At 41.6% G+C, this 26,722-nt stretch carries 22 protein-coding genes; 5 read left to right on the forward strand and 17 right to left on the reverse strand.

Annotation, left to right across the window (positions count from 1 at the left end; genetic code table 11):
- The first annotated feature begins 145 nt into the window (after positions 1 to 145).
- Entirely contained in the window at positions 146 to 1,915 is a 1,770-nt protein-coding gene (phaC, locus tag QNM16_RS07785; protein WP_284019986.1) for a class I poly(R)-hydroxyalkanoic acid synthase, read from the forward strand.
- Between the two features lie 47 nt (positions 1,916 to 1,962).
- Here the strand turns inward: phaC and QNM16_RS07790 are convergent, their stop codons facing one another.
- Positions 1,963 to 2,814, reverse strand: a complete 852-nt coding sequence (locus QNM16_RS07790; RefSeq protein ID WP_284019987.1) for a M61 family metallopeptidase — start codon at positions 2,812 to 2,814, stop codon at positions 1,963 to 1,965.
- Positions 2,815 to 2,850: 36 nt separating this feature from the next.
- On the reverse strand, positions 2,851 to 3,828 hold the full coding sequence (locus tag QNM16_RS07795; protein ID WP_284019988.1) for an FHA domain-containing protein: 978 nt from the start codon (positions 3,826 to 3,828) through the stop codon (positions 2,851 to 2,853).
- Between the two features lie 259 nt (positions 3,829 to 4,087).
- On the opposite strand from QNM16_RS07795, the gene QNM16_RS07800 reads away from it, so the two are divergent.
- On the forward strand, positions 4,088 to 4,861 hold the full coding sequence (locus QNM16_RS07800; protein WP_284019989.1) for a transporter substrate-binding domain-containing protein: 774 nt from the start codon (positions 4,088 to 4,090) through the stop codon (positions 4,859 to 4,861).
- A 64-nt stretch (positions 4,862 to 4,925) separates the two neighbouring features.
- On the opposite strand, the gene QNM16_RS07805 is transcribed toward QNM16_RS07800, so the two are convergent.
- The 14 genes from QNM16_RS07805 to QNM16_RS07870 form a co-directional block, all read right to left on the reverse strand.
- Positions 4,926 to 8,003 carry a diguanylate cyclase domain-containing protein gene (locus QNM16_RS07805; protein ID WP_284019990.1) on the reverse strand — a complete coding sequence of 1,026 codons (3,078 nt, stop codon included), beginning with the start codon at positions 8,001 to 8,003 and terminating at the stop codon, positions 4,926 to 4,928.
- A gap of 25 nt (positions 8,004 to 8,028) precedes the next feature.
- Complete coding sequence (locus tag QNM16_RS07810; protein ID WP_284019991.1) at positions 8,029 to 8,514, reverse strand: phosphatidylglycerophosphatase A family protein; 486 nt, start codon at positions 8,512 to 8,514, stop codon at positions 8,029 to 8,031.
- Between the two features lie 8 nt (positions 8,515 to 8,522).
- Positions 8,523 to 9,488: a thiamine-phosphate kinase gene (gene thiL / locus QNM16_RS07815; protein ID WP_284019992.1), complete on the reverse strand. Its 966-nt coding sequence runs from the start codon at positions 9,486 to 9,488 to the stop codon at positions 8,523 to 8,525.
- 44 nt (positions 9,489 to 9,532) lie between these two features.
- The gene (nusB, locus tag QNM16_RS07820) at positions 9,533 to 9,943 is read right to left on the reverse strand and encodes a transcription antitermination factor NusB (protein ID WP_284019993.1); all 411 of its coding nucleotides are present in this window, start codon (positions 9,941 to 9,943) and stop codon (positions 9,533 to 9,535) included.
- Between the two features lie 11 nt (positions 9,944 to 9,954).
- Positions 9,955 to 10,419, reverse strand: a complete 465-nt coding sequence (gene ribH / locus QNM16_RS07825) for a 6,7-dimethyl-8-ribityllumazine synthase (RefSeq protein ID WP_039611622.1) — start codon at positions 10,417 to 10,419, stop codon at positions 9,955 to 9,957.
- 115 nt (positions 10,420 to 10,534) lie between these two features.
- The gene (gene ribBA, locus QNM16_RS07830) at positions 10,535 to 11,647 is read right to left on the reverse strand and encodes a bifunctional 3,4-dihydroxy-2-butanone-4-phosphate synthase/GTP cyclohydrolase II (protein ID WP_284019994.1); all 1,113 of its coding nucleotides are present in this window, start codon (positions 11,645 to 11,647) and stop codon (positions 10,535 to 10,537) included.
- Positions 11,648 to 11,682: 35 nt separating this feature from the next.
- Positions 11,683 to 12,339, reverse strand: coding sequence for a riboflavin synthase (locus tag QNM16_RS07835; RefSeq protein ID WP_284019995.1), 657 nt, complete (start codon positions 12,337 to 12,339; stop codon positions 11,683 to 11,685).
- A gap of 8 nt (positions 12,340 to 12,347) precedes the next feature.
- Positions 12,348 to 13,463 (reverse strand): bifunctional diaminohydroxyphosphoribosylaminopyrimidine deaminase/5-amino-6-(5-phosphoribosylamino)uracil reductase RibD, encoded by a 1,116-nt coding sequence (gene ribD / locus QNM16_RS07840; RefSeq protein WP_284019996.1) that lies wholly within the window; start codon positions 13,461 to 13,463, stop codon positions 12,348 to 12,350.
- On the reverse strand, positions 13,463 to 13,912 hold the full coding sequence (nrdR, locus tag QNM16_RS07845; protein WP_023398519.1) for a transcriptional regulator NrdR: 450 nt from the start codon (positions 13,910 to 13,912) through the stop codon (positions 13,463 to 13,465). The genes ribD and nrdR overlap by 1 nt, the downstream gene beginning before the upstream one ends.
- A gap of 160 nt (positions 13,913 to 14,072) precedes the next feature.
- A complete protein-coding gene (gene glyA / locus QNM16_RS07850; protein ID WP_023398518.1) occupies positions 14,073 to 15,329 on the reverse strand; it encodes a serine hydroxymethyltransferase in 1,257 nt (418 codons plus the stop codon).
- Between the two features lie 254 nt (positions 15,330 to 15,583).
- On the reverse strand, positions 15,584 to 16,870 hold the full coding sequence (gene thrC / locus QNM16_RS07855) for a threonine synthase (RefSeq protein WP_284019997.1): 1,287 nt from the start codon (positions 16,868 to 16,870) through the stop codon (positions 15,584 to 15,586).
- Between the two features lie 10 nt (positions 16,871 to 16,880).
- Positions 16,881 to 17,810, reverse strand: a complete 930-nt coding sequence (thrB, locus tag QNM16_RS07860) for a homoserine kinase (protein ID WP_284019998.1) — start codon at positions 17,808 to 17,810, stop codon at positions 16,881 to 16,883.
- A 9-nt stretch (positions 17,811 to 17,819) separates the two neighbouring features.
- A complete protein-coding gene (thrA, locus tag QNM16_RS07865; RefSeq protein WP_284019999.1) occupies positions 17,820 to 20,237 on the reverse strand; it encodes a bifunctional aspartate kinase/homoserine dehydrogenase I in 2,418 nt (805 codons plus the stop codon).
- A 291-nt stretch (positions 20,238 to 20,528) separates the two neighbouring features.
- Positions 20,529 to 20,894: a response regulator gene (locus QNM16_RS07870; protein ID WP_284020000.1), complete on the reverse strand. Its 366-nt coding sequence runs from the start codon at positions 20,892 to 20,894 to the stop codon at positions 20,529 to 20,531.
- Positions 20,895 to 21,103: 209 nt separating this feature from the next.
- Here QNM16_RS07870 and QNM16_RS07875 point away from each other — a divergent pair, with 209 nt between their 5' ends.
- The gene (locus QNM16_RS07875; RefSeq protein ID WP_039611631.1) at positions 21,104 to 22,864 is read left to right on the forward strand and encodes a sensor histidine kinase; all 1,761 of its coding nucleotides are present in this window, start codon (positions 21,104 to 21,106) and stop codon (positions 22,862 to 22,864) included.
- Between the two features lie 149 nt (positions 22,865 to 23,013).
- On the forward strand, positions 23,014 to 23,922 hold the full coding sequence (rdgC, locus tag QNM16_RS07880) for a recombination-associated protein RdgC (protein ID WP_237137159.1): 909 nt from the start codon (positions 23,014 to 23,016) through the stop codon (positions 23,920 to 23,922).
- A gap of 45 nt (positions 23,923 to 23,967) precedes the next feature.
- Here the strand turns inward: rdgC and QNM16_RS07885 are convergent, their stop codons facing one another.
- Positions 23,968 to 24,807 (reverse strand): HDOD domain-containing protein, encoded by an 840-nt coding sequence (locus QNM16_RS07885; RefSeq protein ID WP_039611633.1) that lies wholly within the window; start codon positions 24,805 to 24,807, stop codon positions 23,968 to 23,970.
- 218 nt (positions 24,808 to 25,025) lie between these two features.
- Here QNM16_RS07885 and QNM16_RS07890 point away from each other — a divergent pair, with 218 nt between their 5' ends.
- Positions 25,026 to 26,711, forward strand: coding sequence for a dipeptidyl-peptidase 3 family protein (locus QNM16_RS07890; protein ID WP_284020365.1), 1,686 nt, complete (start codon positions 25,026 to 25,028; stop codon positions 26,709 to 26,711).
- Positions 26,712 to 26,722 lie beyond the last annotated feature (11 nt).

Consider the following 26,722-nt stretch of genomic DNA (forward strand, 5'->3'; position numbering starts at 1 on the left):
GCGATCTGTGAGTATGAGTATTAGAGAATATATGTGCCAATAAACAACGTCGACTCACGCTCTCGTTAAAAAGTTTGTACAGCACATGCAGCGCATCTTTTAAAGCAATAACTCGTCTGTCACACCTCCGATTAGGAAGCATAAAATGGATACCGACAATAAAGATTTTACTCAGACCATGACCGCTTGGTGGCAGTATAATCAAGATCTCTACAGTATTTTTTCACAAAACCTTTTTAATAACAGTCCAGTTCAAAAAGCACTTAATGAACAAAGCGCTGAGGACTTTGGTCAATGGGCAAAAGAAATTACTAAGCAACCAGAGCTATTCGCAAAACAACAAATTAACTGGTGGCAAGAACAACTAAAAATTGTTCAACAAACATGGGAACAAAGTCTCAATGCATCAAGCGAAGAAGTCATTTCGACAGAACGCGGTGATAAAAGGTTTCTTGCCGATGAATGGCAAGATAACCCTTGGTTTAGTTATATAAAGCAAAGTTATTTACTATTTGGCCAGTCATTACTTGACTCAATTCGCCAAACGCCTGGCTTAGATGAAAAATTAAAAGAAAGACTCGAATTCTTTGCAAGGCAAGTTATAAACTCTATTTCTCCTAGTAATTTTATTACAACTAACCCAGAGCTTTTAAAGTTAACCATCGAGTCCGAAGGCCAAAACCTCATTAATGGACTTGAATTATTTAAAAAAGACATGGCAAAAAGTGGCGATATGCTGAGGATCAGCATGACCAATGAAAACGCCTATGAGCTGGGTAAAGACCTAGCTACAACACCTGGAAGAGTCATTTTTCAAAACCACTTGTTTGAATTAATTCAATATACTGCGACGACTAAGCAAGTACACAAAACGCCACTACTTTTTGTACCGCCGTACGTCAATAAATATTACATTCTAGATTTAAAAGAAGAAAACTCATACGTTAAATGGGCTGTCGATAACGGTCACACTGTATTTATGATTTCTTGGAAAAATCCAGACCCGAGTATGGCAGAAGTTGGCTTTGAAGATTATGTCGTCGATGGTGTGATTGCTGCTCTGGACGAAATAGAAAAGCAAACTGGTGAAGCGTATGTTAATGCCATAGGGTATTGCATCGCCGGTACGCTGGTGGCCACGGCCATGGCATACTTTACATCAAAGCGCATGAAGCAAAAAATTAAAAGCGCAACCTTACTCACGACACTTCTAGACTTTTCTCAACCAGGTGAGCTTGGTGTATTTGTCAACGAAGGAACTATATCTGCACTAGAAGCCTATAACTTACAAAATGGCGTCATGCACGGTCATCTTTTGGGCGTCTCTTTTAGCATGCTAAGAGAAAACAGCCTGTATTGGAATTATTATGTTAATAATTACCTCAAAGGCCAACCGCCAATGGACTTAGATCTCTTATATTGGAATGGAGACAGCACCAACCTCACGGCTAAATGTCACAACTTTATGCTCCGTGACCTTTACCTAGAAAATCGCTTAATCGCCACAAAAGAAGTTGAGGTCCGAGGAACGAAAATCGATTTAGCCAAGGTAAAGCAACCTATCTATGCGTTATCGACTAGAGATGATCACATCGCACTTTGGCAAGCAACATTTAAAGGCTTTCAATACACCAGTGCAAAAACAACTTTTGTACTGGGTGAGTCTGGCCACATCGCAGGTGTTATTAACCCACCAAAAGCCAACAAATACGGTTTTTGGTCAGGTCCAGCACCACAAGGTGACGCCAATACTTGGCTTGAAAAAGCAGACCATACTAAAGGTTCATGGTGGAATCATTGGGGTAAATGGATAACCCAGTTTACTGATGAAAAAGTCCCAGCACGTGCTGTTAAAACTAAGGCAAACCCTGGTATTTATGATGCCCCGGGTGAATATGTAAAAGCTAGGCTTTAGCCATATTAGTAGGTAAAGACGCATGTCTTTACCTGCTCCATTTCTCTCTACTTTGCATACCGCATCAATATCATGTTGATATGGCTTTTCGAAATAAAAGGGAAGTCTCGTCTCGCTTTATAGCGCTTATAAAGCGTCTCAAACAACTTACTCTCAATTAATTTATCAAAAGATGACAAGAATACAGTAGCATTTTGACTGGTATTTAATGTTAAATTGTCTCGGCAACAGAGCTGATAATGTGCTAGCAATTTTGCGATATTGCAATCAGCACACTCTGATTGCAATTTAAGTTCTGCTTCGATAAAAAAAGCAACACCACTCCAATATACACGCTGGTGTGCTTTTAACTGCCACATTTGACTGGATATTTGAGATAATTGACCGGAAAACTGCCGAGTCGCACGCTCACCGCGACTAAGCCCAGCCTGTATTCTCGCGACAAATTCGCTCTGTGAAATAATTCCTCCTTGAAGCATGATTACATTCTGAAAGTAAGTTGCAAGCCCCTCGGCCAACCAGCTATCTTGATTATCAAGAAACGGGTGATATAAATGCGCTAACTCATGATATAACGTCCAATCAGCTATCAAAGAGTCCAACGAAGCACCTTTGTCAATATACAGCTTAATACCATCAAGTTTTCCACGGGCAATTTCCCCCCAAGGAACTGGCTCCTTCGCATGCTTCATATAATAGAGAGATACAGGAATTAAATTGTTGGGAAGTTCCCCAAGCGCTGATACTGTCTTATTAATACCATGACGGATCCACTGCGGAACTTCTTCTTTATGAGCCGTTGTAGGCGTAGCATTATGCCATTCGATTTCAGCCGAATTACCCAAAGCAAAAAGGCTTGAACTAAAAAAGCATGCTAACCACGCAATAAAGTGTCTCATACAGACTCATTGGAAATATTGAAATTTAGGCTCCAATTATAGTGCGAGTTGTAATCCTGCGTAAGATGCCTCAGTGTGTGAACCTTTTTTAATCGTAAAATGCTTTCCACCAAAACGTACTCGACCGCGTTTGCGTTCAATGATCTGCTCAGCAAGGCTTTTATCATTTACTAGATCTACAAACTGCTTGCGTGCACGGTGGATTTGAATATTAATATGGCTTTCACTGATCCCCAAATCCTTTGACAACTGTGAAACACTGACCCAGCCGCGTTGATTTTCTTCTTCGACAGCAGCTTCATCTCCTGCTTTGTAACGGGCTAATAAGGCGGTTAAATAGTGATGAGTTCTGACATCAAAATCTAGTAATGTCCCATTATGATTGACTTTCAGCTCTGTAATTTCTTCATCTAAGCTGATATCAAATACAAACTCTAAGCTAGACTGATGCGCCTTATCAATTGGCATAGTCGCTTCTTGAGAAGCAGCTTCAACTTGGAATAGATACCAAAGCTCATTGGCAACACACAGATTATCACTGTCAGTCAAAGGCACAATTTTACCTGTAGCCAACTGCTCGTAACACCAACATAACTTTTCATTGTCATAAAAAACAACCAGCTCAGGGTCAGTTTCTGATGGCAAGAAATGGTATTTCTCCAGCGGGATCACTTCATCTGGTTGCTCATTACATGATGGAATTAACAAATCTTTTGGTGGTGCAATAGAGTCAACAATAAAAGTTTGAGGATGCATCTCAGAAAACGTAATTTCATCATCCACTTTAAGGTGTATCGCTTGGTTGTAGGCAATCCGCTGGCCATTTAACCAAACACCATTTTTGCTCAGATCTCTAAGCTCCCAAGCTTCCCCGTTATGCTCTATCACAGCATGTATACGAGAGATTTCTACACCACTAACATGAGTATCCACAGAATAAGTCAACCTACCAAAGCGATGGAACGCCTTTAAGTAGATCACATCCGAACAATCCTTTACTTTAAGCTTAGCCATGGGGTCACCTATTCCTCTCTTAATACTCAATTTTCTAAGGACAAGTAAGCGCTATATCACAGCGCTTTTCCTTGCCTATAGTGTAACCCTAAAGCACATACAAATAAATTACGCTTCATTACAGCGTTGTAGCTGTGTGTAAAATCAGGCTTTTCCTTATAATCAGCCAACTATTCCCACTGGTAATATCGAACATAGTTGCCTAAAGTTATCAATGACAGCCTTCAATTTAATTATTACACTATTTATGATGCGTCCCATGCTTTTCTTGCTTGTTGTTATGCTTTTGGCCTATGGTGCGCTTTGGCCCTTAGATGCAGGTGCCGATATAAAACCGCGCGTAACAATCTTAGTTGATGATAGCTACCCACCCTATTCTTATGAAAGCAACGGTTATTTATATGGCATTTATATTGAGCAGGTGAGACTTGCGGCGAGGCGATTATCCAACCATTATCAGGTGATATTAGAGCCTATTCCTTGGAAGCGTGGTGTTGCGGCTATGGAAAATGGTGAAGCTTTTGCACTCTTACCGCCCTATATTCACAAAGATAAGAGACCTTATATATGGCCCTACTCAGTACCTCTTGGTGAGGAAGCTGTTGTTGCTTTTTGCAACCCTGGAGTAACACTCAATAATATACTGAACAGATCCACTCAAAAAGCCCCCATCAATATTGGCATCAATGCAGGCTTTTTGATTCTAGATAAAGAGCTCGCCTTAGCAAGAGAAAAAGGGGTAATTAAAATATGGGAAAACAAAGACACTCTCACTAATATAAAAAAGTTATCTAAGTTTCGTTTAGATTGCTATGTCAATGACAGGCTATCAACATTAATGGGATTCGAATCAGTCAAAAAAGAACGAGACGACATTAATGTACGGCAGTTTCGCGAGGACAGAGTCGTTTTAAGCAGAACGGCACATATTGGTTATACCAAAGACAATGGTGATAAGTACCCATTTAAATATGACTTTATAAAAAAGATGGATAAAGCGCTGCTCCATGTCCAGAAACAAATGCGAGAATGAAAAAAGATGAGTGCCAAGAGTTACACTTGTTCAGCTTGGCACTATTCATTTTTGCTTGATAACTTTAGCGCATCCACACTTTAATTTCAGCTAAGCCATTAGATTGAAGTAATTGTAACTGAGATTCTACATTCTGACTTTGCTCAAATTCAAACGCATCCAACTCGTCATCAAAAGCTACTGTTCCTGCGCCGTCACCACCGCTGCGCTTAACTTGATGCAACGCGATATCAGCAAGATTGACCGATGCTTCCCATCCAATAACGTGCCCACCTAACATTTGTAGTGGGTAGAACGACCAACCGACAGACACAGTCATTTTTGTCGATTTGCCATTGGGCAAAGTAAAATCAAATTCACCAATTGCCTTGCACAGGTCTTTAACATACTGATCCACATCAGAACATTGAAAATCACGCAGTAAAAGTAGAAACTCATCACCACTCCAGCGTGCAACATAATCAGAGCCTTGAGTACGAGTGTTTAATAAAGTAGCCAATTGCTGTAAGCAACTATCCCCACCTATCGGCCCATTAGCGTCGTTAATTTTACTGAACTTATCAATGTTTAAAATCATTAATACGAGACTTTTTCCCTGCTCTTTTAATGAATGCGCATTGCGCTGATAGTGTTCAATATCTTTAGGCAACTGATCAAATAAAAACCGTCTACTTTTCAAGCCTGTAAGTTCATCAGAATGACTCACTAACTTTAATTGTGTATTCACTTTATTGAGCTTTTCATTGGCTTTTCTGAGCTCTGTAGTACGCTCTGTGACCAGTTCCTCTAACGCAGCTTGTTTGCGCCTTTCCTGTGCTCTAAACACCCAAAACACAAGATAGAATAAAAAGATAAATCCACAAGTGATAATAAGCCTAAAAAAGACGGTTTCATCAAAGCGACGTGGCAGTGTCAATTTGACAGCTTTAGAGTGTGCTTCTTGCCAATCTTCTCCCCGACGTTTTACTTCTAACTTAAATGTGAACTCACCCGGTGGTAAATTCGTGTAAATGGCTTCACGTCTCGCAAGCGCATCTCGCCATTGATCATCATGGCCTTCGAGCTTATATCTAAATTCAATACTTTGTGGAGCATAAAAATCAATTGCGGTATAGCGAATTGTTAAGTCTCGCTCATTGGTATCCAAAACAATACTTTCTACAATTTTGTTTGGTGTCAGCTCCCTAACCGGTGTCGTGATCCCTTCGAAACGAGGTTCAAGCTCACTATCACTAAAAAGCTTAACACTTTTTGGAATTCTGACTACTCCCTGCAAGCTTGGATACAATAATACATCATCTACCTCAACCACTGAGTCATGGCCAAGACCAGTACAACATTGACTCGGCATTCCGTCTAACTGTCTATCAAACGGGTTGATGACCTGTTCAACTTTCAGGTTTTCAATCTCTTGTGTAAATTGCTCTATGGACATACGGTAAACACCTTTCATAGAGCTTACCCAGATAAAGTTTTGCTCTTTATCATAGTGTAAAGACAGAATAGGACCGTAAGGCAAACCGTGAGAGGCATCTAACTGAAACCAGTCTCCTGACTCAGTACGATAATATAAACCATCATAAAATGACCCCACCAGAGTTGTATAGTTTTCAACATGTAAAATGCTGGTCACGTAAGCTGTTTCTAGTGAAGTTTGGCCACCTATTTTTTCAATGCCACGTTCATTATATTTATACGCACCTTTATCAGTACCTATGAAACCATAGCGTGGAAAATCAACGATATAAGTGACGAATTGGCTTCCTAAGAATGCATTATAAGTAAACGGCGTTAGACCATTGTAATCAAGTCGGTATAAACCACGCCCTGTACCTATCCATAGACCGCCTTGATTGGAAGGGCTTATAGTAAAAACTTGAGTTTGGCGAAATTCACGATTTGGAATGGCTAGTAATTGGCCATTGTCATATATCACAACACCACGACCAGTCCCTAAATACAAACGTCCATCCAAGAACTCCATATCATGTACTTCTACACCCTTTAACTGGGCTGGTGTAATTATAGGCTGGTAGTTATCATCCTGATCCAGCATGCCAACGCCTTCTCGAGTAGCTACCCAAACGTTTCCTCTTGGCCCCATAGTCATAGCTGAAATGGCCTGCTTGCCTCGAAGCCCAGCTTGAAAACGCTCAACTCGTCCAGAATGAGCAAGCCACAAGCCTTCATTGATGCTCGCAAGCCAAACGTTATTACTCTTATCTATAAATAGATCAGTAAACCATATACCCTGATCAAGTTGCACTAAATCAACGGATTGCCATTCGCCGCCACTTTCTTTATATAACAAACGGCCATAGGTAGAGACCCACATCCCTCCTTGTTCATCACTTAAAAACTTATAAACGGCACTATTCCCAATTTCATCAAAACGTCTTAAAACTTCATCAAAATCTAAGAAAAATGCACCTAGTTGCGATGCAAGAAAGAGCTTGCCATCAACCCAAGCTAAATCATGAATATTAGTCTGAGCCAGCTGACGGGGCAAAGAGATTTTGCTCGACAATTCTAATCTCATGCCGCTAGAGCCAACAAACTGTGCTTCACCTATACGTAGTAGATGACGTTCATTGACGACCCAAATACCATCTGGTGATGGTGCCATCTTTGTCACTGCGCCGACAATCTGGCTAATATGGGTAAGTGATAATTTACTATCGTCTAAATTGTTTTTATCCAACATTAAACGTTTTGCGGAAATATAATAAAGTCCGTTTGCAGCAACCCAAATATTACCGTTATTATCTTCAATAATATCTTTGACATCTGCTTGGATCTTGAACTTTTGCGCCTTCATAGTTTGGGGGTCTATGCGCAACACACCTCGGCGAGTCCCTACCCAAAGCATGCCAAAGCGATCAACAACAAGTTTATTGATCGCATTACTAACTAAAAAGTTGGTGTTTTGAGTGTTAAAATTGACGAACTGATGTCCATCAAATCGACTAAGTCCAAATTGCGTGCCTAGCCAAATATAGCCTTGCTGATCTTGCACCACACTTTTAATGCTTTGTGATGGTAAGTCATTTTGCATGTTCCACTGTTTTACAACGTAATCGTTAATAGCAGCATTTACATTGAATGTCACCAACATGATTAACAGTAGAAAAAATGTGTGCATAGATTCCCTCTTTTTCAACTTTAGGTTAGCCGACTAGGACCCCTGTTTTAAACAAAGCTTGGATACAAATCAATGAAAAAATACCAGCCAAAACATCATCAGCCATAATTCCACGCCCGCCGTGTAGCTTTTTATCTAGCATTCTAATGGGGCCTGGTTTAGCAATATCGAAAAAGCGAAACAAAACAAAACCCACAACTAACGATTGCCAACTAATAGCGGCACCAATCATGGTAATATAAAAACCAACCACTTCATCCCAAACAATTGCAGGGTGGTCATGTACCTTCACGTCTCTCGCTGTTTTTCCACATACCCAAACTCCGAATATCGTCATTAAAACAGCAAGGCTAACTTGAAACCAAATTGGCAATGTCATTGTGGCAAAAATAAACGGCAATGCGGCTAATGTTCCAACTGTGCCAGGTGCTTTGGGCGCAAGGCCCGTACCAAACCCCAACGCAAACAATTGGTGTGGGCGTTTGAGATTGAATTTTAACGACTTATCCAAGCTCGCTCCTAATTAAAGTGTTCATAGCCAGCTTGCTCTGAGATAGAGTATTTCTCGCCATCTTTGTAAAGCTCAACAGTGCCCGCTGTATTTGTGATCTGTCCAATGCAAATTGCCTGAACACCATATTGAACTAACCTCGCCTCAACAGCACTTCTGTTGTTGTCATTGACAGTGAACAGTAGTTGGTAGTCATCACCATAAGACAAACTCAACATTTCTCGTAGATTTTCATCATCTAAGGCACGTAAATCATCAGAAATGGGGACTTTATTTATATCCACCTCAGCACCTACCATAGAACGGTCAACAATATGTTGGAGATCTGCAAGTAGGCCATCAGAAATATCGATACATGAAGTCGCAAGACCTCTTAATACCTGACCCGCAGCAACATGCGGCTTTGGATAATGTAACTTTTCGGTTACACGTTTTACTTGGTCTGGATTTAATGTAATACCACGCTTACGAGATTCAATCGCCAAAGCAGCATCACCAACTGGACCTGTAATATAAATCCAATCACCCACGTTTGCGCCCGATCGTGTTAAAGCCTTGCCCTTAGGCACAATGCCTTTAGCACAAATGGTAATTGTAAGCGGCCCTTGTGTTGTGTCGCCACCAATCAACTGTACATTATAATATTCAGCGATTTCGTGCAGACCCTCGGTAAATTCCTCAAGCCATGTCATATCAACTGCAGGCAAGGTCAGACCGATTGATATCCAAGTGGGTTCAGCACCCATGGCTGCCAAATCACTTAAGTTAACAGCTAGGACACGATGTCCTAATGCCCTTGCGGGAATATCGGGAAAGAAGTGCACACCTTCAACTAAGGTGTCTGTGGTGACTGCAAGTTGACAATTTTCAGGAATATCAACTACAGCACAATCATCACCAATTCCAACGGCAACATCACGGCGAGTTATGCCTCTGCCTTTGAAGTAATGATTAATTAACTCAAATTCCTTCATACATTAAAAAAGCCGGCCAATGCCGGCTCTCCTCATGATTCTGATTACTTGCGGATTTTCTTAACTGCTTTGTCCAACACGCCATTTACAAATTTATGGCTGTCTTCTGCACCAAACATTTTGGCCAGTTCAATCCCTTCGTTGATAGCCACTTTATATGGCACATCTTCACGGAACTTAAGCTCATACGCGCTTACGCGTAAAGTCGCTAATTCAACCATGTCTAGATCGTCAAATGGACGAGACAGGTGAGGCTGAATCGCTTCATCCAACTGTTTATAGTTTACTGCAACACCACGTGCTAAATCTTTGAAGTATTCCACATCCACTTTTGATACGTCGTTCTCAATTAGCATTTGCTGCTCAATATCAGCAATTGGGTTGCCACTTAACTGCCATGAGTAGACAGCTTGCAATGCAAGCACACGCGCTTTACGTCTAGCTGCTGGTTTCACTTAGATTCCTCTTAAATTTGCTCAAGTACGTTAACCATTTCTAGTGCACCAAGTGCAGCTTCGCCACCCTTGTTACCCATTTTAGTTCCCGCACGTTCAATAGCTTGCTCAATACTTTCTGTCGTCAATACACCAAAAGCTACTGGAATATCGTAGTCTAATGAAACGCATGCTAGTCCTTTATTTGATTCGTTAGCCACCAAATCAAAGTGTGGCGTACCGCCACGAATAATAACGCCTAGCGCGATAATAGCATCATGCTCTTTTTTCATTGCAACACGTTTAGCTGCAAGAGGTAACTCAACTGCACCTGGTACATAAACCACAGTGATGTCTTCATCTTTCACGCCACCTGTGCGCTTAAGCTCATCTACTGCACCTTCTAATAAGCTGCTGCCGATGAAATCGTTAAAACGAGAAATGACAATGGCAAATTTTTTACCTGGTGCGAACTTGTTACCTTCAATTATTTTCATTAGATGATTCCTGATCAGTATTAGCAATAGCCAAATTGACGCGCATAATAGCACATCTTAAAGAAAAACACCTACTGTCCAGCCAGACAGTAGGTGTAAAAAGTGAAGAGCGCGACTATTTCGGCTCTACGTAATCGACAACTTCTAAATGGAAGCCAGAAAGAGCATGATATTTCTTCGGCAAACTCATCAGACGCATTTTCTGAATACCCAAGTCTGCCAAAATTTGTGAGCCTACCCCGACAGTGCGAGATGTACCTTGAAACTTACGATAGCTGATTTTCTCGCCTTCGTCTTCAGCAGCAAAGGCTTTAACCAATTGCTCTAAATCTTCAGTCTGTTCGTTTTTACCTAGAATGACTAATGCGCCTTCATGCTCTGCGATGTATTCCATTGCACCATGCAAAGTCCAGCTTCGGTCGGCACTTCTATCAGATAGGAGAATATCATTGAATGTGCTTTGTAAATGAACTCGTACAAGTGTCGGCTCATCTTCTTTAACTTCACCTTTAAGCAACACGTAGTGTAGTTGATTATCAATGGAATCTTTGTAGGTAACTAGGTCAAATTCACCGTACTCAGTTGGTAACTTACATTGGGCAACTTTTTCGATTGTGGTTTCATTCAGGTTGCGGTATTCGATTAAATCAGCAATGGTGCCAATTTTAATATCATGCTCTTTTGCAAACACTTCCAGCTCTGGACGCCTTGCCATAGTACCGTCTGGGTTTAGGATTTCCACAATCACTGACGACGGCTCAAGTCCAGCCAAACGCGCTAAATCACAACCGGCTTCCGTGTGCCCTGCACGAGTCAACACACCACCAGGTTGCGCCATAATAGGGAAAATATGACCTGGCTGAACAATATCCTCTGGAACAGCGCCTTTAGCAACAGCCGCTTGTACTGTGCGGGCCCTATCCGCAGCAGAAATACCTGTTGTTACCCCTTTAGCCGCTTCGATTGACATCGTAAAATTAGTAGAAAACTGCGCGCCGTTATTTCGCACCATAAGTGGCAGGTCGAGTTGTTGACATCTTTCTTGTGTCATCGTTAGGCAAATCAAACCTCGGCCATAGGTCGCCATAAAGTTAATCGCTTCAGGCGTAATATGTTCTGCCGCGATGATCAGGTCACCTTCATTTTCTCGATCTTCATCGTCCATCAAAATGACCATTTTACCGGCTTTAATGTCTTCGATGATTTCTTTTGCGCTGTTTAAGCTCATAGTTTTCCCATTAATTACTTTGTTTGAATGGCCAATTACTTAATAAAGCCAGCTTGTGCCAACAAACTGGTTGTGAGAGTCGATTCACTTGAAGTCGTTTGAGTACCTTGTATTAAACGCTCCAAATATCTAGCAATTTGATCAACTTCTAGATTCACCACAGTACCGACTTTAAAATCCGCTATTGTTGTTTCTTGTGCTGTATGTGGCACTATGGTGAGTTTAAATTTATTTCCTTCAACAGCATTGACGGTTAGGCTTATCCCGTCGATAGCAACAGAGCCTTTATAAGGAATATATTTTATAAGGCTATCAGGAGCAGATAGCCAATAGTCAGTTGCACGAGCATTTGCTTCAACTGCCACAACGGTTGCAATGCCATCAACATGGCCGGACACTAAATGCCCACCAAGACGTGAAATCGGCTGCAGCGCTTTTTCCAAATTGACCTTTTGTCCAACTTGATAATCGCCAAACCTTGTCAGCGATAAAGTTTCGTTTGATACGTCCGCTTTAAAGCCATTGCTGTATTTTTCAACTACGGTCAGGCAAACGCCATTAGTGGCGATGCTATCGCCGAGCGCCACATCTGTCATATCTAAATTGTGAGATTGCACTTTTACACTCAAATCACCTTGCTTCAAGGTAAGTTCAGTGAGTGTGCCCGTTGCTTCAATGATACCTGTAAACATATGTACTCTTATTTGGTGGTCGCACTTATGCGAATGTCTGTGCCAACTTGGACACACTCCGTAATTTTAAATTCTGGTATTTGGGCCATCTCTGTCAAAACAGAACTTTTAAATAGGCCCCTGCCACCTTCACCGATAATTTTTGGCGCCATGTAGATGATATATTCATCAATTAATTTTTGCTCATGCATTGCCCCGCATAAAGTCGCGCCGGCTTCCAACCATACCTGATTAATATTTTGTGTCGCTAGGTATTCAATTGCAGCATGTAAATCTAGCTTACCTTTGAATTCAGGTAAGCACACTTGCTCTACAAAATGAGGCCATTGATGCTGTTTATCAAGCTTGGTACGTAAAATAATAATCTTAGATTCTTGGCTAAATAAGCTCAGATTAGGATGTAAGCGATTTTGAGTATCTATGATCACACGAATTGGTTGACGTAATTGCGCCAGGTTATCCACCAATTCAAAGTCTTTAAATTCGCTGGCGCGCACATTAAGTTTGGCATCATCAACCAATACCGTGTCAGCACCAGACAAAACAGCACAGCTTTGCGCTCTAAAGCTCTGCACATCTTGTCTTGCGATAGGTCCAGTGATCCACTTACTTTGGCCATTTTGTAGCGCCGTTTTTCCATCTAAACTTGCGGCGAGTTTTGCGATCACATAGGGCTTTCCAGTTTCCATTTTTTTTAGAAAACCTTTATTTAAGGCACGTGCCTCGTGCTCTAGCAAGCCATATGCGGTTTCAATACCTGCTTGCTCTAACATTTTTATGCCATTGCCAGCCACTTGTGGGTTTGGGTCAACCATGGCGCAAATCACTTTTTTCACGCCCGCATCAATTAACCCTTTAGCACAAGGCGGAGTTCGACCATAGTGACTGCAAGGTTCTAGAGTCACATACGCTGTAGCGCCTTGTGTCTTCCCTTGTGCTTCTCTTAAAGCATGTACTTCGGCATGAGGACCACCTGCCTGAATATGAAAGCCTTGGCCTATTATTTTTTCGTTTTTAACGAGGACACAGCCAACATTTGGGTTAGGCGTTGTGGTGTACTGACCCTGCTTAGCAAGTTCAATGGCCAATGCCATATACTCATGATCAGCTTGTGTAAAATGCATCAGTCTCCCAACCTCGCGATTTCCTCACCGAACTCTTTGATGTCTTCAAAACTGCGATACACTGAAGCAAAGCGAACATAAGCGACTTTGTCGAGCTTTTTAAGGGCTTCCATAATGCATTCGCCGATCATTTTGCTGTTAACCTCTCTCTCTCCGGTTGCGCGGATCTGAGATTTTATTTGATGTACGACTTCTTCAATTTGCTCAGTACTAACTGGACGCTTTTCTAATGCGCGATGTAAACCATTTAGCAATTTATCTTCATTGAAAGGCTCCCGTGTGCCATCTTGCTTAATCACTCGGGGCATTAATAATTCCGCCCCTTCAAACGTCGTAAAGCGCTCATGACAAACTATACATTCACGGCGGCGTCTTACTTGGTGTCCAGACGCCACCAAGCGCGAATCAATCACTTTAGTATCTTTTGCCGTACAAAAAGGACAATGCATAAATTCTCACTGTTGGGTAATATTTTTAATGCGGCGTATAAATATGATCTGTTTAAGCTTAACAAGTGCCTTTGTTTAGCACACAAAGCAAATAGATAATAAAAAGGCCGCATAAATGCGGCCTTTATAATATCAAAAATAACGCAAATTGTGAGTCTAATTATGCGTAAACAGGTAATTTAGCACAGATGGCTTTTACCTTTTCTTTTACTTCTGCCTGCACTGATTCATCATTGATGTTATCTAATACATCACAGATCCAGCCTGCTAGTTCACCCGCTTCAGCTTCTTTGAAGCCGCGACGAGTGATCGCTGGAGAACCAATACGAAGACCAGATGTCACGAATGGTGAGCGAGGGTCATTTGGTACAGAGTTTTTATTTACAGTAATGTTTGCACGGCCCAGTGCAGCATCAGCATCTTTACCAGTGATGTCTTTATCGATAAGGTCAAGTAGGAATAGGTGGTTATCTGTTTTACCAGAAACAACTTTATAACCACGCTCTTGAAGAACGGCTACCATCGCTTGTGCATTCTTAACAACTTGTGTTTGATAAGTTTTGAATTCAGGCTCCAGTGCTTCTTTGAATGCAACCGCTTTTGCTGCGATCACGTGACATAAAGGACCACCTTGACCACCAGGGAATACTGCACTATTCAGCTTTTTGTAAACATCTTCATCACCACATGCAGAAACAATCAAACCACCACGAGGGCCAGCCAGTGTTTTGTGCGTCGTAGTAGTAACAACATGTGCATGAGGTACTGGGTTAGGGTAAACACCAGCTGCAACTAGACCAGCAACGTGTGCCATGTCTACAAGTAAATATGCGCCAACTTTGTCTGCAATTTCGCGGAATTTAGCCCAATCAACAATACCGGAGTAAGCAGAGAAACCGCCAATGATCATTTTTGGTTTGTGCTCAAGTGCTAAAGCTTCTACTTGTGCGTAGTCAATTTCGCCAGTTTCTTCATTAAGGCCATACTGAATTGCATTGTATGTTTTACCTGAGAAGTTTACGTGAGAACCGTGCGTTAAGTGACCACCGTGAGCAAGGCTCATACCTAATACAGTATCATGTGGCTGAAGTAGCGCTTGAAAAACAGCAGCATTTGCTTGAGAACCAGCGTGCGGCTGAACGTTTGCGTAGTCTGCACCAAATAATTCACATGCGCGGTCAATTGCCAGTTGCTCAACTACATCTACGTGCTCACAACCGCCGTAATAACGCTTACCAGGGTAACCTTCTGCGTACTTATTTGTAAGTTGTGACCCTTGAGCCTCTAAAACACGCGGGCTACAGTAGTTTTCAGATGCGATAAGCTCAATGTGCTCTTCTTGACGAGTCGTTTCAGACTGGATCGCGTTAAATAATTCAGGGTCAAAATCTGCAATATTCATGTTACGTTCTAACATGGTTTCTCCTAGGTGCACGTATGATTAAATTTACCGAATGCAATTGTACGCAATTTACATCCAATTGCCTACGAAATCTGCGTAGCTCTATTTAAACAAGGATTGAATTTATTTCACAGTGTTTCGGGGATGATATTTTTTTATTTAAACATAAAAAATATTTATATGGATTAGTTCATTCATTAAAAAATAAAATGTGCATACATTCACCCATTATTGATTTATGTATGCACAGACCAATGAAGTAAGTGTGGTTACGACCCTAACTTTTCAAACAAACGTGACTTAAGCTCACCATAATCAGCGTGGATAACCTCTGCTAAACACGGCTTAGCTAAAGCCTCTGCAAGCACTTGTGGCATATCAAGTTGTTGTTCTAACACATCTTCAACAGAGTCTTTAAATTTAGCCGGATGTGCTGTCGCCAAAAATATCCCCGTTTCATTATCGGATTTATTAATTTGCAAACCTTCATAAGCGATCGCAGTGTGTGGCTCTGCAACATAGCCAAGCTTGTTGATGTGCCTCATTACTTCTTGAGTACGAGACTCACCCACAGAACATGAATAAAAATCATCTTTGTTAAATATTGCCGTGTTAAGCATGCTTTCAACGCGTGGCCAGTTATTAGGTTTACTCACATCCATTGCATTAGATAACGACTCTAAAGTCGCATTGGGAGACCAATTACCCGTTTTAATATAACGCGGTACAGTGTCATTTTGATTTGTCGTCGCACTGAGTTTACTAACAGGCAGCCCAATCGCCGCCGCTATCATCGCAGCACACACATTACCGAAATTTCCACTGGGCACAGAGATGTGCACTTGCTGACGTTGAGGCTCAGGTAATTGTGCAACTGCTTCAAAGTAATAACATACTTGAGCTAACAAACGGCTGATATTGATTGAGTTTGCCGAATTTAGTCCGAGCTTAGACTTTACTTCCTCATCCAAAAACGCCTGCTTTACCAGTGCTTGACAGTCATCAAAGCTCCCTTCTACCGCATAGCAATGAATGTTTTTACCTAGCGTTGTGAATAACTTTTGTTGTGCCAGCGAAATTTTGCCTTGCGGGTATAGAATAACTACGTCTACGTTTTCTTTGCCGTAAAATGCATGGGCAACCGCTGCGCCAGTATCTCCACTGGTCGCTGTTAAAATCGTAACTCGCTCGCCTTGATTAAATAAGCCGATGCACTCAGACATAAAGCGCCCACCGAAATCTTTAAATGCTAGTGTAGGACCATGAAATAGCTCTAAGCAATACGTATTCTTTTCAACCTCAACAATGGGCGCAGGAAAATTAAAGGCGCTATTCACCATTTCATCAAGCGTATCACTTGGCAACTCATCACCGATTAAATGCTGTAAGATTTTGCTACTGCGGGCTTTAAATGGCATCGCTAACAACGCATCAACATTTTCAATTGCCGCTAATTTCTCAGGGAAAAAAACGCCTTGATTACGCCCTAGACCAATTTTAACTGCTTCTGTAAATGAAACCTGCTGCTGAGGATCCATAAGATTAACTAAATTCATTTTTAATTCCTTAAACCAATTCTCTGGTGCCCATACTGTCTATTTTACAGATGTGACTAAACCCTTGTTCGTTCAGATAGTTTGACTTCAGCCAATTTTGACACTTTTGAGCAATCTCTAATGAATCGCACAGCGCAAATAGTGTTGGCCCAGCGCCAGATATACTCACTACACTGGCGCCCAGCTCAGGTAAACTCAACTTTGCTTCTTTGAACCCTTCGATAAGTGGCGAACGACTGGGCTCTGCCACATTGTCTTGCATAAGCACAACGGCCTCATCAAATCGATTTAACTGCAGCAAAGTACAAAATGAGGACATTCTTTGGGCAAACTCAACACTTTCACTTAATGTGAGCGTCGCAGGTAATACCGATCTCGCTTTAGATGTATTCAATGCAAATCCAGGATATGCCACAACAATATACCAGTTCGGGTCGACAGGTAATGCCAGTGCCCTGTCTGGTACTAGCTCCGCGGTAAGCTGTAACCCACCCAGATAACATGGCGTAATATTGTCATAATGACGTGCGCCACTCACTTTTGCCTCAAAGTCCGCCATTAGTTCAATCATTTGGGATTGTGACAGCTCAGTGCCAGCAAACGCATTCAATGCCGCAAAAGTTGCAACAACAGAGCAAGCGCTCGACCCTAAACCTGAACCAACCGGTAATTTTTTCTCAAGTGTCAAAGAGACACTTGGCATATCAGATTTCACCTGCGCTCTAAAATGAGTCAAACATTGAAATGCCAAATTCTCTTTTGGATCTGTTGGGAGCTTATGTGCATACTCACCAATACACTCAAACCTATCATCATTGGCCTGCTCAATATAAACAACGTCGCCCAAGAGCTGCCCATCTATCGGTGCGAGTGACGCACCGAGAGAATCAAATCCAACGCAAAAGTTACCGATAGAAGCAGGTGCATAAAATTTTCTCATCGTGCACTCCTAGCGAGACAGTGTTTTTAAAATATCGGCAAAAACACCCGCAGCGGTAACTTCTGCGCCTGCACCGTACCCTCTAATCACAAAAGGCTTCGGCTGATAATACTGGCTTAAAATTGCCAATGCGTTCTCACCGTCACGAATATCATATAGCGCATGTTCTGAATCGACCGCTTCAATGCCAACGCGACAAATACCCTCTTTTATACTACCAACATAACGTAACTTCTTACCCTCACTCGCCGCACTTTGCACGCGATCTGCAAAAGCTGCGTCCAGTTCAGGTAACTGCGACATAAAATCATCAACACAAGTACCAGCTGCAAATTGCTCAGGCACAACAGGCTCGACTTTAATATCACTTAGTTCAAGTTCCAAACCTGATTCACGCGCAATAATTAATAGCTTTCTGGCCACATCGGTGCCAGATAAATCATCTCTTGGATCTGGCTCTGTAAAGCCATTTCGCTTCGCTTGTGCAGTTGCTTCAGATAAACTCAACCCATCTTCAATGGCACCAAACATATATGATAAAGAACCAGATAAGATCCCACTAAAGGACAGTAGCTCATCCCCTGCGCCAAATAAAAGCTGTAAATTATCGAGTACCGGTAAGCCCGCACCGACGTTTGTTTCATATAAAAACTTGCGTCCTGATGACTGGGCAGCTTGTTGCAATGCTCGATAATAGGCCATGTCACCTGTATTGGCTTTTTTGTTAGCAGCCACCACATGAAAGCCCGCTTTGAGAAAGTCTGTGTATTGATCAGCCAATTGTTCAGACGAGCTACAATCCACAATAACTGGGTTGATCAGATGATTGCGCTTTACAAATTGCTCAAGTTCATTCAGCTCAAAGCCGTCATTAGCCTGCTTTAATTGGCTTTCCCATTGTTCAAAAGCTACGCCTTCATGACTCAGCAAGCATTGCCTTGAATTTGCCACGCCGTATAGGTTTAATTTGATATTGCGATTTGCAAGCCAAGCCTGTTGTTTTTCTAGCTGCTTAATTAACTCTTTGCCCACTAAGCCGCAACCAAGCAAAAAGACATCTATTGAAGGGACATGGGTGAAAAAGTTTTCATGGCACACCTTCATCGCATCTTTACATAAATCGCCCGACACAACCGCAGATATTGCACTTTCTGTAGAATCTTGCGCAATGGCCACGACATTAACTTGAGCTTGAGACAAAGAAGCAAAAAACTTAGCTGCTAAGCCTTTATGTGACTTCATGTTGTCACCAACAAGGGTCACAATTGCAAGATCTTTACGAACTTCAACAGGTTCAATTAAACCGGCTTGCGTTTCTAACTCAAATGCCGACTCTAAAGCGTTTAAAGCCAGAGATAAGTCATGTTCATAAACGCAAAAGCTAATACTAAATTCACACGAAGACTGTGTGATAAGGACAATTGAAACCTTGTCATTAGCTAGCGCACCAAATACCCTCGCAGCCATACCTACTTTGCCTTTCATGCCTGGCCCTGAAACTGTCAACATGGCCAGTTTATCCAAGCTTGATAAGGCCTTTACGGGTTCATCACCACCGCCTTGGGAAGAAATGAGCGAGCCCGGCACATCTGGATCATGCGTATTTTTAATCTCACAAGGTACATTTGTTTTCGCACACGGTAAGATGGTTTTAGGATGCAACACTTTAGCGCCAAAATAGGCGAGCTCCATGGCTTCTTTATAAGATAAGCGTTCAACTTTTGTCGCTTTTTTTATGAGTCTTGGATCTGCACTATATACGCCGTCGACATCAGTCCATATCTGACAAATATCTGCATTTAAACTCGCGGCCATAACTGCTGCCGAGTAATCAGAACCATTTCGGCCTAGGGTTGTTAACTCGCCTTCGGCATTGCTGCCAGTAAAGCCTGTCATAACGAAGATGCCATCATCTTTTTCATTAATGTGTTGGCGAACTTCAGCCTTTGTTCTATCTAAATCAACTTCTGAGTCAAGATGCTCTAGGTTTGTTTTTATACATGCCGCAGCGTCCAACGCTTTAGCATTATGTGTTTTTAACATAGAGACCATCAAGGCAACGCTAATTCGCTCACCAAAGCTAATTACATATGCATTAACCGCCGCAGGGCACTGCTTAAGTAACTTAACACCCTCTAACTTTTCACGAAGCTGACCCAACTGAGGCCAATCTAATACTTCTCCATACTCAGATTCAACTTCCTGCCTCAGACCTTCACTGCGAGAGACAAAAGCATCCCATTGAGTGATATAGTCATCACCTTTTTCAGCAATTTGTACCAAAGACACTAAACTGTCGGTCATGCCGCCAGGTGCTGATAAGACAACGACAGCCTTATCACCACCGTAATTTAGAATTAAAGATCTGACCCGCTTCAAACAAGCCATATCGGCAAGTGATGAGCCTCCGAATTTTAAAACTCGCATAATCAATTTTCCTCATTCCAAAACCAAAAAAGGCCTGTGCTCTCAGTGAGCACAGGCCTTTTTCAAATATGCACGGACCTATGCCACTATCCAGTGTGGATGGTGGTCGTAATAATAATTGTCTCGTTACATAAAATTGGGTTCATGGTTTTTTGTTAACCTAACTAAAGTTTGTCTAAAAAATATCTACGTCAATTAGATTGCCCGATTTACAGCCAACCTGTCAAGACGATAAAAGAAAATTAAATATGCAAAATGTTCAAGATACGTACAGAAAATTGAAAAGCTTATCTAACGGATACCGAATTCGCTAAGTAAAGAAAGCAATTGCTCCGACTTTACTGGCTTTTCAAGAAATTTAAGTGCGCCTAATTGAGCAACTCTCACTTTCATCTGATCTTGAATATCAGCAGATATAACCACGACATAAGTTTCTATTTTATTCGCTTTAATCGCTTCGAGGACACCAATACCGTCAAGGATCGGCATAGTCAGATCTAAACACAGCAAATCTATTTGCGAATTTTGCAATATTTCAACAGCCTCTTGGCCGTTTTTTGCCTGGCTGATCTCAACATCAAGGTTGGAGCTCAAGCAACGCATAACTTGCTTACGTGCAACAGTAGAATCGTCACACACTAACACGGAGTAGCTCATAAGAAGGTAAATCTTTATTGTTCTAGTAACAAATAAACGTTATTGTTGTCCTAATCTTATAACACAATAATCAACATCCAGTAAGTTTTTTATATACACTAATATGTTGTGAAGATAGCAAGATAAACATTTATTTTTAGCCATTTATTGGCTAACTTTAAGTTTAACACGTGTGCTATAACATGGTCGTCAGGAGCTAAGAACTCTCCATGCTACAGAAAAGTCTGTCCAAAAAACTACTAACAAACGTTCTGTCAGTTTACTTTCTACTAACGTTCGTCGTCACTTGTGGACAAGTGGTTGCAGAATATGTCAATACCAAAGACTACATTCGTAACGAACTGACTATGTTACAGAAAACGTTCAGTCGTAGCCTTACACGTGCTATTTGGGAATTAAACACAAAGCAAACGGTCACCACAGCAGAAGGCCTGCTGGCGATACCCATGATTGAAGGTATTATCGTTCGCGATGACAGTGGTGAAATTATCTCGCAACTTGGCCGCTCTTTAAACATTCATGAGCTCTACAGCCAACAACTTGTGCAAGAAGAAGCCTTAATTGAAGATACCCCTTCAGGGCTGTTTGGCTACACCTTTCCACTCATTTTCGAATTCTCTGGCCGTGCCACACAAGTCGGCGACGTCACGCTATTTTCAAGCCGGGAAGTGGTCTTTAGCCGGATCATGATCTCTATCTATTTTTTGATAGGGAACGCCATGGTCAAAACAACCTTCTTAATCATTCTATTTTTGTTGGCATTTAGAAAACTGCTCACCGAGCCGTTGACGGATTTGACTGAACAAATTGAAGATTTTGAGGTAGATAATGTAGACGGCCACAAAATTGACATTGATACAACCGAGCGAAATGAGCTGAAAGTCATGGAAGAGGCATTCAACAAGCTCATAGATAAAGTCGCTGAATATCGAAAGCAATTGGACCAAACCCAAAAAGAGCTCATCATTAGCAATGAAAAGTTAGATCAACATAATATTCAGCTTGAACAAGAAGTAGCAAGGAAAACCTCCAATCTCAGCCAAGCAATGATGGACCTACAACAACAAAAATATGAATTAGAAAAACAAAAACTGACATTAACTGAGGAAATTGACCTCAGACGTCAAACAGAAGAAGAGTTACTGACTAAGCAAAATGAATTAGAGAAATATGTCGAAGAGCTCAATATGGCGCAAGAGCGCTTAGTTGGCTCTGAAAAAATGGCAGCATTGGGCGGCCTTGTTGCGGGTATAACACATGATATAAATACACCCGTCGGTATTGGCGTGACTGCAACTTCTTTTTTGCAAGAACGGTTAGACCAACTAGAAGCAGCTTACAAGGAAAAAACTCTATCTCCTAAAGCGTTAGAAGAATTTATGCATGAAGCGAAGCAAAGTGCGAGCCTACTCACCAACAACTTAGCACGCGCTTCTGAGCTGGTGGCCAGCTTCAAACAAATTGCAGTAGACCAAGCGAGTGAAGCCGTTCGAACCATTAATTTTCAGCAATATTTAGAAGAGGTGCTGCGCTCATTGCACCCCAAACTGAAAAAAACAGCACACGAAGTTAACATAGACTGCCCTGCTGATCTCACCCTCAACTTACCTGCAGGTGCTATCAGCCAAATATTTACCAACCTGATAATGAACTCTTTGATACATGGATTTGAAGGCGTCAATAAAGGCACCATAGATATTCAGATCACAGACGACAACGATGATGTGAAAATCGTTTATAAGGACAATGGTAAAGGCGTATCAGCTGCACAACTAGAAAAACTGTTTGACCCATTCTTCACCACCAAACGTGATCAAGGCGGTAGCGGCTTGGGAACGCACATCACATTCAATCTTGTGAAGCAAACTCTCAATGGCGATATTGAAGTCAGTTCTGAAGAAGGTCAAGGGCTCACTTACCACATTCGTTTTCCAAAAGAAATGAAAGCACAACAGGCTATGTTCAGCTAGCCTCACTCTCTGGGATGTGAATAAACCACTTTTTTCACGCCCCAGAAACCCATCGCCTTTTAAAATAACAAGCTCGACAATTTTAGTTTTGCCCAGCCCACTAGGTTTGCTATGATGCAAGTCGATTTTTAACTTGGATATTTGAATATATGTGGTTCAGCAACCTGATCTGTTACCGTTTTAAACAAGATGTTTCGTACACACAAGAAGACTTTGAAAAAGCACTAGAGCAAGACATATTTCGCGCTTGTGGTAGCCAAGATATGAGCACCTTTGGTTGGGTAAACGCATTAGGGAAACACGGTCAAACCCTGTCTCACTTTTCACAAAATAGTATTCTTTTATGTGCTAAACGCGAAGAAAAAGTACTTCCGGCTGCCGTTATCAATGACATGGTTGCAGAAAAAGTAGAGCAAATTGAGCGTGAAGAAAACCGCCCAGTTAAGAAAAAAGAAAAAGACGAACTCAAAGAAAATATCTTAGCAACACTACTCCCTCAAGCATTTAAAAAGTCGAGCTTACAATTTGCTTTTATCGATCAAGAAAGCGGTTGGGTGATTGTAAATAGCGCGAGCTTTAATAAGGCTGAAGAGATGATGGCCTTGTTGCGTAAATCTTTGGGTACCTTGCCTATCGTGCCAGCATTTGCAAACTACGACCTAGATGTATTCTTGACAGACTGGTTGACAAAATTTGAGGCACCTGAAGGGTTTGCCATTGGCAATGACGCTGAATTGCAAGATGCTGCCGATGAAGGCGCACAGGTTAAACTAAAACAACATGACCTAGCTAGCGACGAAATTAAGCTTCACTTAGAAAATGGTAAGCGTGTCACAAAGCTTGCATTGGATTGGAAAGAACGCGTTCAATTCTTATTACAAAATGATGGCTCAATCAAACGAGTTAGCTACAACGATGCACTAAAAGAGCAAAACGCCGATATTCCAAAAGAAGATTTAGCAATCAAACTAGATGCTGACTTTATCCTCGTTTCTGAAGAGATCAAAGAGTTGCTCGAAGACCTAACCAAAGAACTTGGTGAAAAAGACGACCTATAATATCAAAAAGGGCCAACTGGCCCTTTTCACTTTAATTAACCCATCTTAGGCAAACATCGACTTCACATCTGTTAGCAAGTCTAAATACGCATCGTCCGTAAACATATCAATAGATCGAAGCACACCTTTTTCTTCATAAACCCCAAGTGCAGCAGCTTTATCTGACACTTGTAAAATGCCCTCTACAATAGCCCCTGCACGAATAAAATCAACGTAACAAACGTGTTCTGGCTTATAATTCGGATTCGCCCAGCTCTCTGCCACTTCAACAAAATCATCAGTAAAGCCCCACTCACGCATAATCGCTCCACCAATGCGCCCTGCTAACTTTTGGATTGCATGAGCTAAGAAGCTAGGGTTGGCGAACACTTCAGGGTGCTTTTCTGCCTCAGTTAAAATCGGCAAGACTCCAATGTTGAACACCAAAGATGCCAGCGTAATAGTATCTTTATTCAGTGAGGTATGCTTGTTTAAGCGTAGATAAAACTCCATGGTAGAAATAGCCTGACAAGCGACTTTTAGCGTTTTTTGCCATGCCTTGTCCATGTAGGTTTTGATCAACTTATTGTTGGAGACAAACAACTGCTCCATCGCCATTGCCGTTGCGATGTTTTTAATTTGCCGCAAGCCAATTCGGGTCACTGCCTGGTTGAGCGTATTGACTTTAATAGAGCGCCCCATAAAGCCACTGTTTGCGACCTTAATCATACGTGCTGCCAATGCTGGATCATGAGAAATGACATCCGCCATTTGCAACAAGTTTACTTCAGGGTCGTCGGCAGCCTGACGGACTCGAACAGCAACTTCGGGGAGTGTAGGTAAGACAAGTGTGTCATTATTGATTTTATCGACAAGAATGGTAAGTAATGCGTTTTCTGTAGACATATGGTCAAGTCCTTTAAATTCGCCACTTAACTATGGCCTTATAATTTTTACTGCTTTAAGTATTGTCTAACTTCTCGATAAAGTTAAGAAAAGTATAAAAATTATTCTTAGTATTTAAGCACGAATAAATACTTTGTTTGAACTGTTTGCTCAATTGCTATTTTTTACGCATCATAGATGCCTCACAATCATAATAACTAACACCTCAAGGGTAAATGATGAAACTTTCTAAACTATCCAGTGCTATTTTGGTCGCATCAGGTTTGCTAGTAAGCGCATGCTCTCAACAACCATCAGACAAAGTAGAAGCTAAGCAAACAGAAAAGCAATCATCTGCAACATATTCACTGATAAATATTGATCAGCAACGACTCAATATTTATACCGAGGTCACCTTAACAAGTGATTTGAGTCACCTTAATGACAACCAGAAAAAGATGATTTCACTGCTTATTGATGCATCAAAAATAATGGATGATTTATTTTGGAAACAAGCTTTCGGCCATAATAAAGCCGCATTCTTAGCAGGCATCAAGGATGACAAAGTACGCCAATTTGCCGACATAAATTATGGTCCTTGGGACCGTTTAGATGGTGACAAAGTATTTCTGAGCGGATTTGAAGAAAAAACACCCGGCGCACAGTTTTACCCAAGTGATATGACTAAAGCGGAGTTAAACCAAGCTGAATTTAAAGACAAGCAAGGTCTTTACTCCATGGTAAAAAGAGATGAGCAAGGAAACCTATATTCCGTACCCTACGCCACTGAATATAGAGCTGAGCTAGAACAAGCTGCAAACCTGCTCAGACAAGCAAGCTCATTGGCTGTAGATAAGCAGTTTTCTAACTACTTAAACCTTCGCGCAGATGCCTTATTAAATAACAGCTATCAACCTTCTGATTTTGCATGGATGGAGATGAAAAATAATCCCATCGATGTCGTCATCGGCCCTATTGAAACATACGAGGACCAATTATTTGGCTATCGCAGTGCATTTGAGTCTTATGTATTAATTAAGGACTTAGCATGGAGTGAGCGCCTAGCTAAATTTGCAGCCTTTTTACCAGAACTTCAAACAGGTCTACCAGTTGCGCAAAAATACAAGCAAGAAGTACCGGGATCAGATGCAGATCTCAACGCCTATGATGTCGTGTACTATGCAGGTCACTCAAACGCAGGCAGTAAAACAATTGCCATCAACCTCCCTAACGATGAGCGAGTACAATTAGAAAAGGGTACCCGTCGACTTCAGCTTAAAAATGCAATGCGTGCTAAATTTGATAAAATTTTAGTCCCTATCGCAGAAGAACTGATTGTGCCCGAACAGCGCAAGCACATTACCTTTAACGCATTTTTTGCCAACACCATGTTTCATGAGGTAGCCCATGGCCTAGGCATTAAAAATACCATCACAGGCAAGGGCACGGTTCGACAATCATTGCAAGAGCACGCCAGTGCAATCGAAGAAGGCAAAGCCGATATCCTAGGTCTATATATGGTTGAGCAGCTTTTGAAAAAAGGCGAAATTACTGAAGGTACATTGGAGGATTATTACGTCACTTTTATGGCCGGTATATTCCGCTCAGTGCGCTTTGGTGCATCCAGTGCACACGGCAAAGCCAATATGATCCGCTTTAATTTCTTTAAACAAGAGGGCGCGTTTTCTAAAAATGCACAAGGCCTTTATCAGGTAGATATGAATAAAATGGGCGCTGCCATGGAGAAATTATCAAACTTGATCCTCACATTACAAGGAGATGGTGATTACCATAAAGTCGACCAGCTCATCGCAACCCACGGTGATATAAAAGCTGAGCTGCAAGCTGACTTAGATAAGCTAGCAAATGCGAATATCCCAGTAGATGTGACATTTAAACAAGGTAAAGCAGTATTGGGCCTTTAACCATTAAAGGC

The sequence above is a fragment of the Pseudoalteromonas umbrosa genome (assembly GCF_030125375.1).
Taxonomy (GTDB): Bacteria; Pseudomonadota; Gammaproteobacteria; order Enterobacterales; family Alteromonadaceae; genus Pseudoalteromonas; species Pseudoalteromonas umbrosa.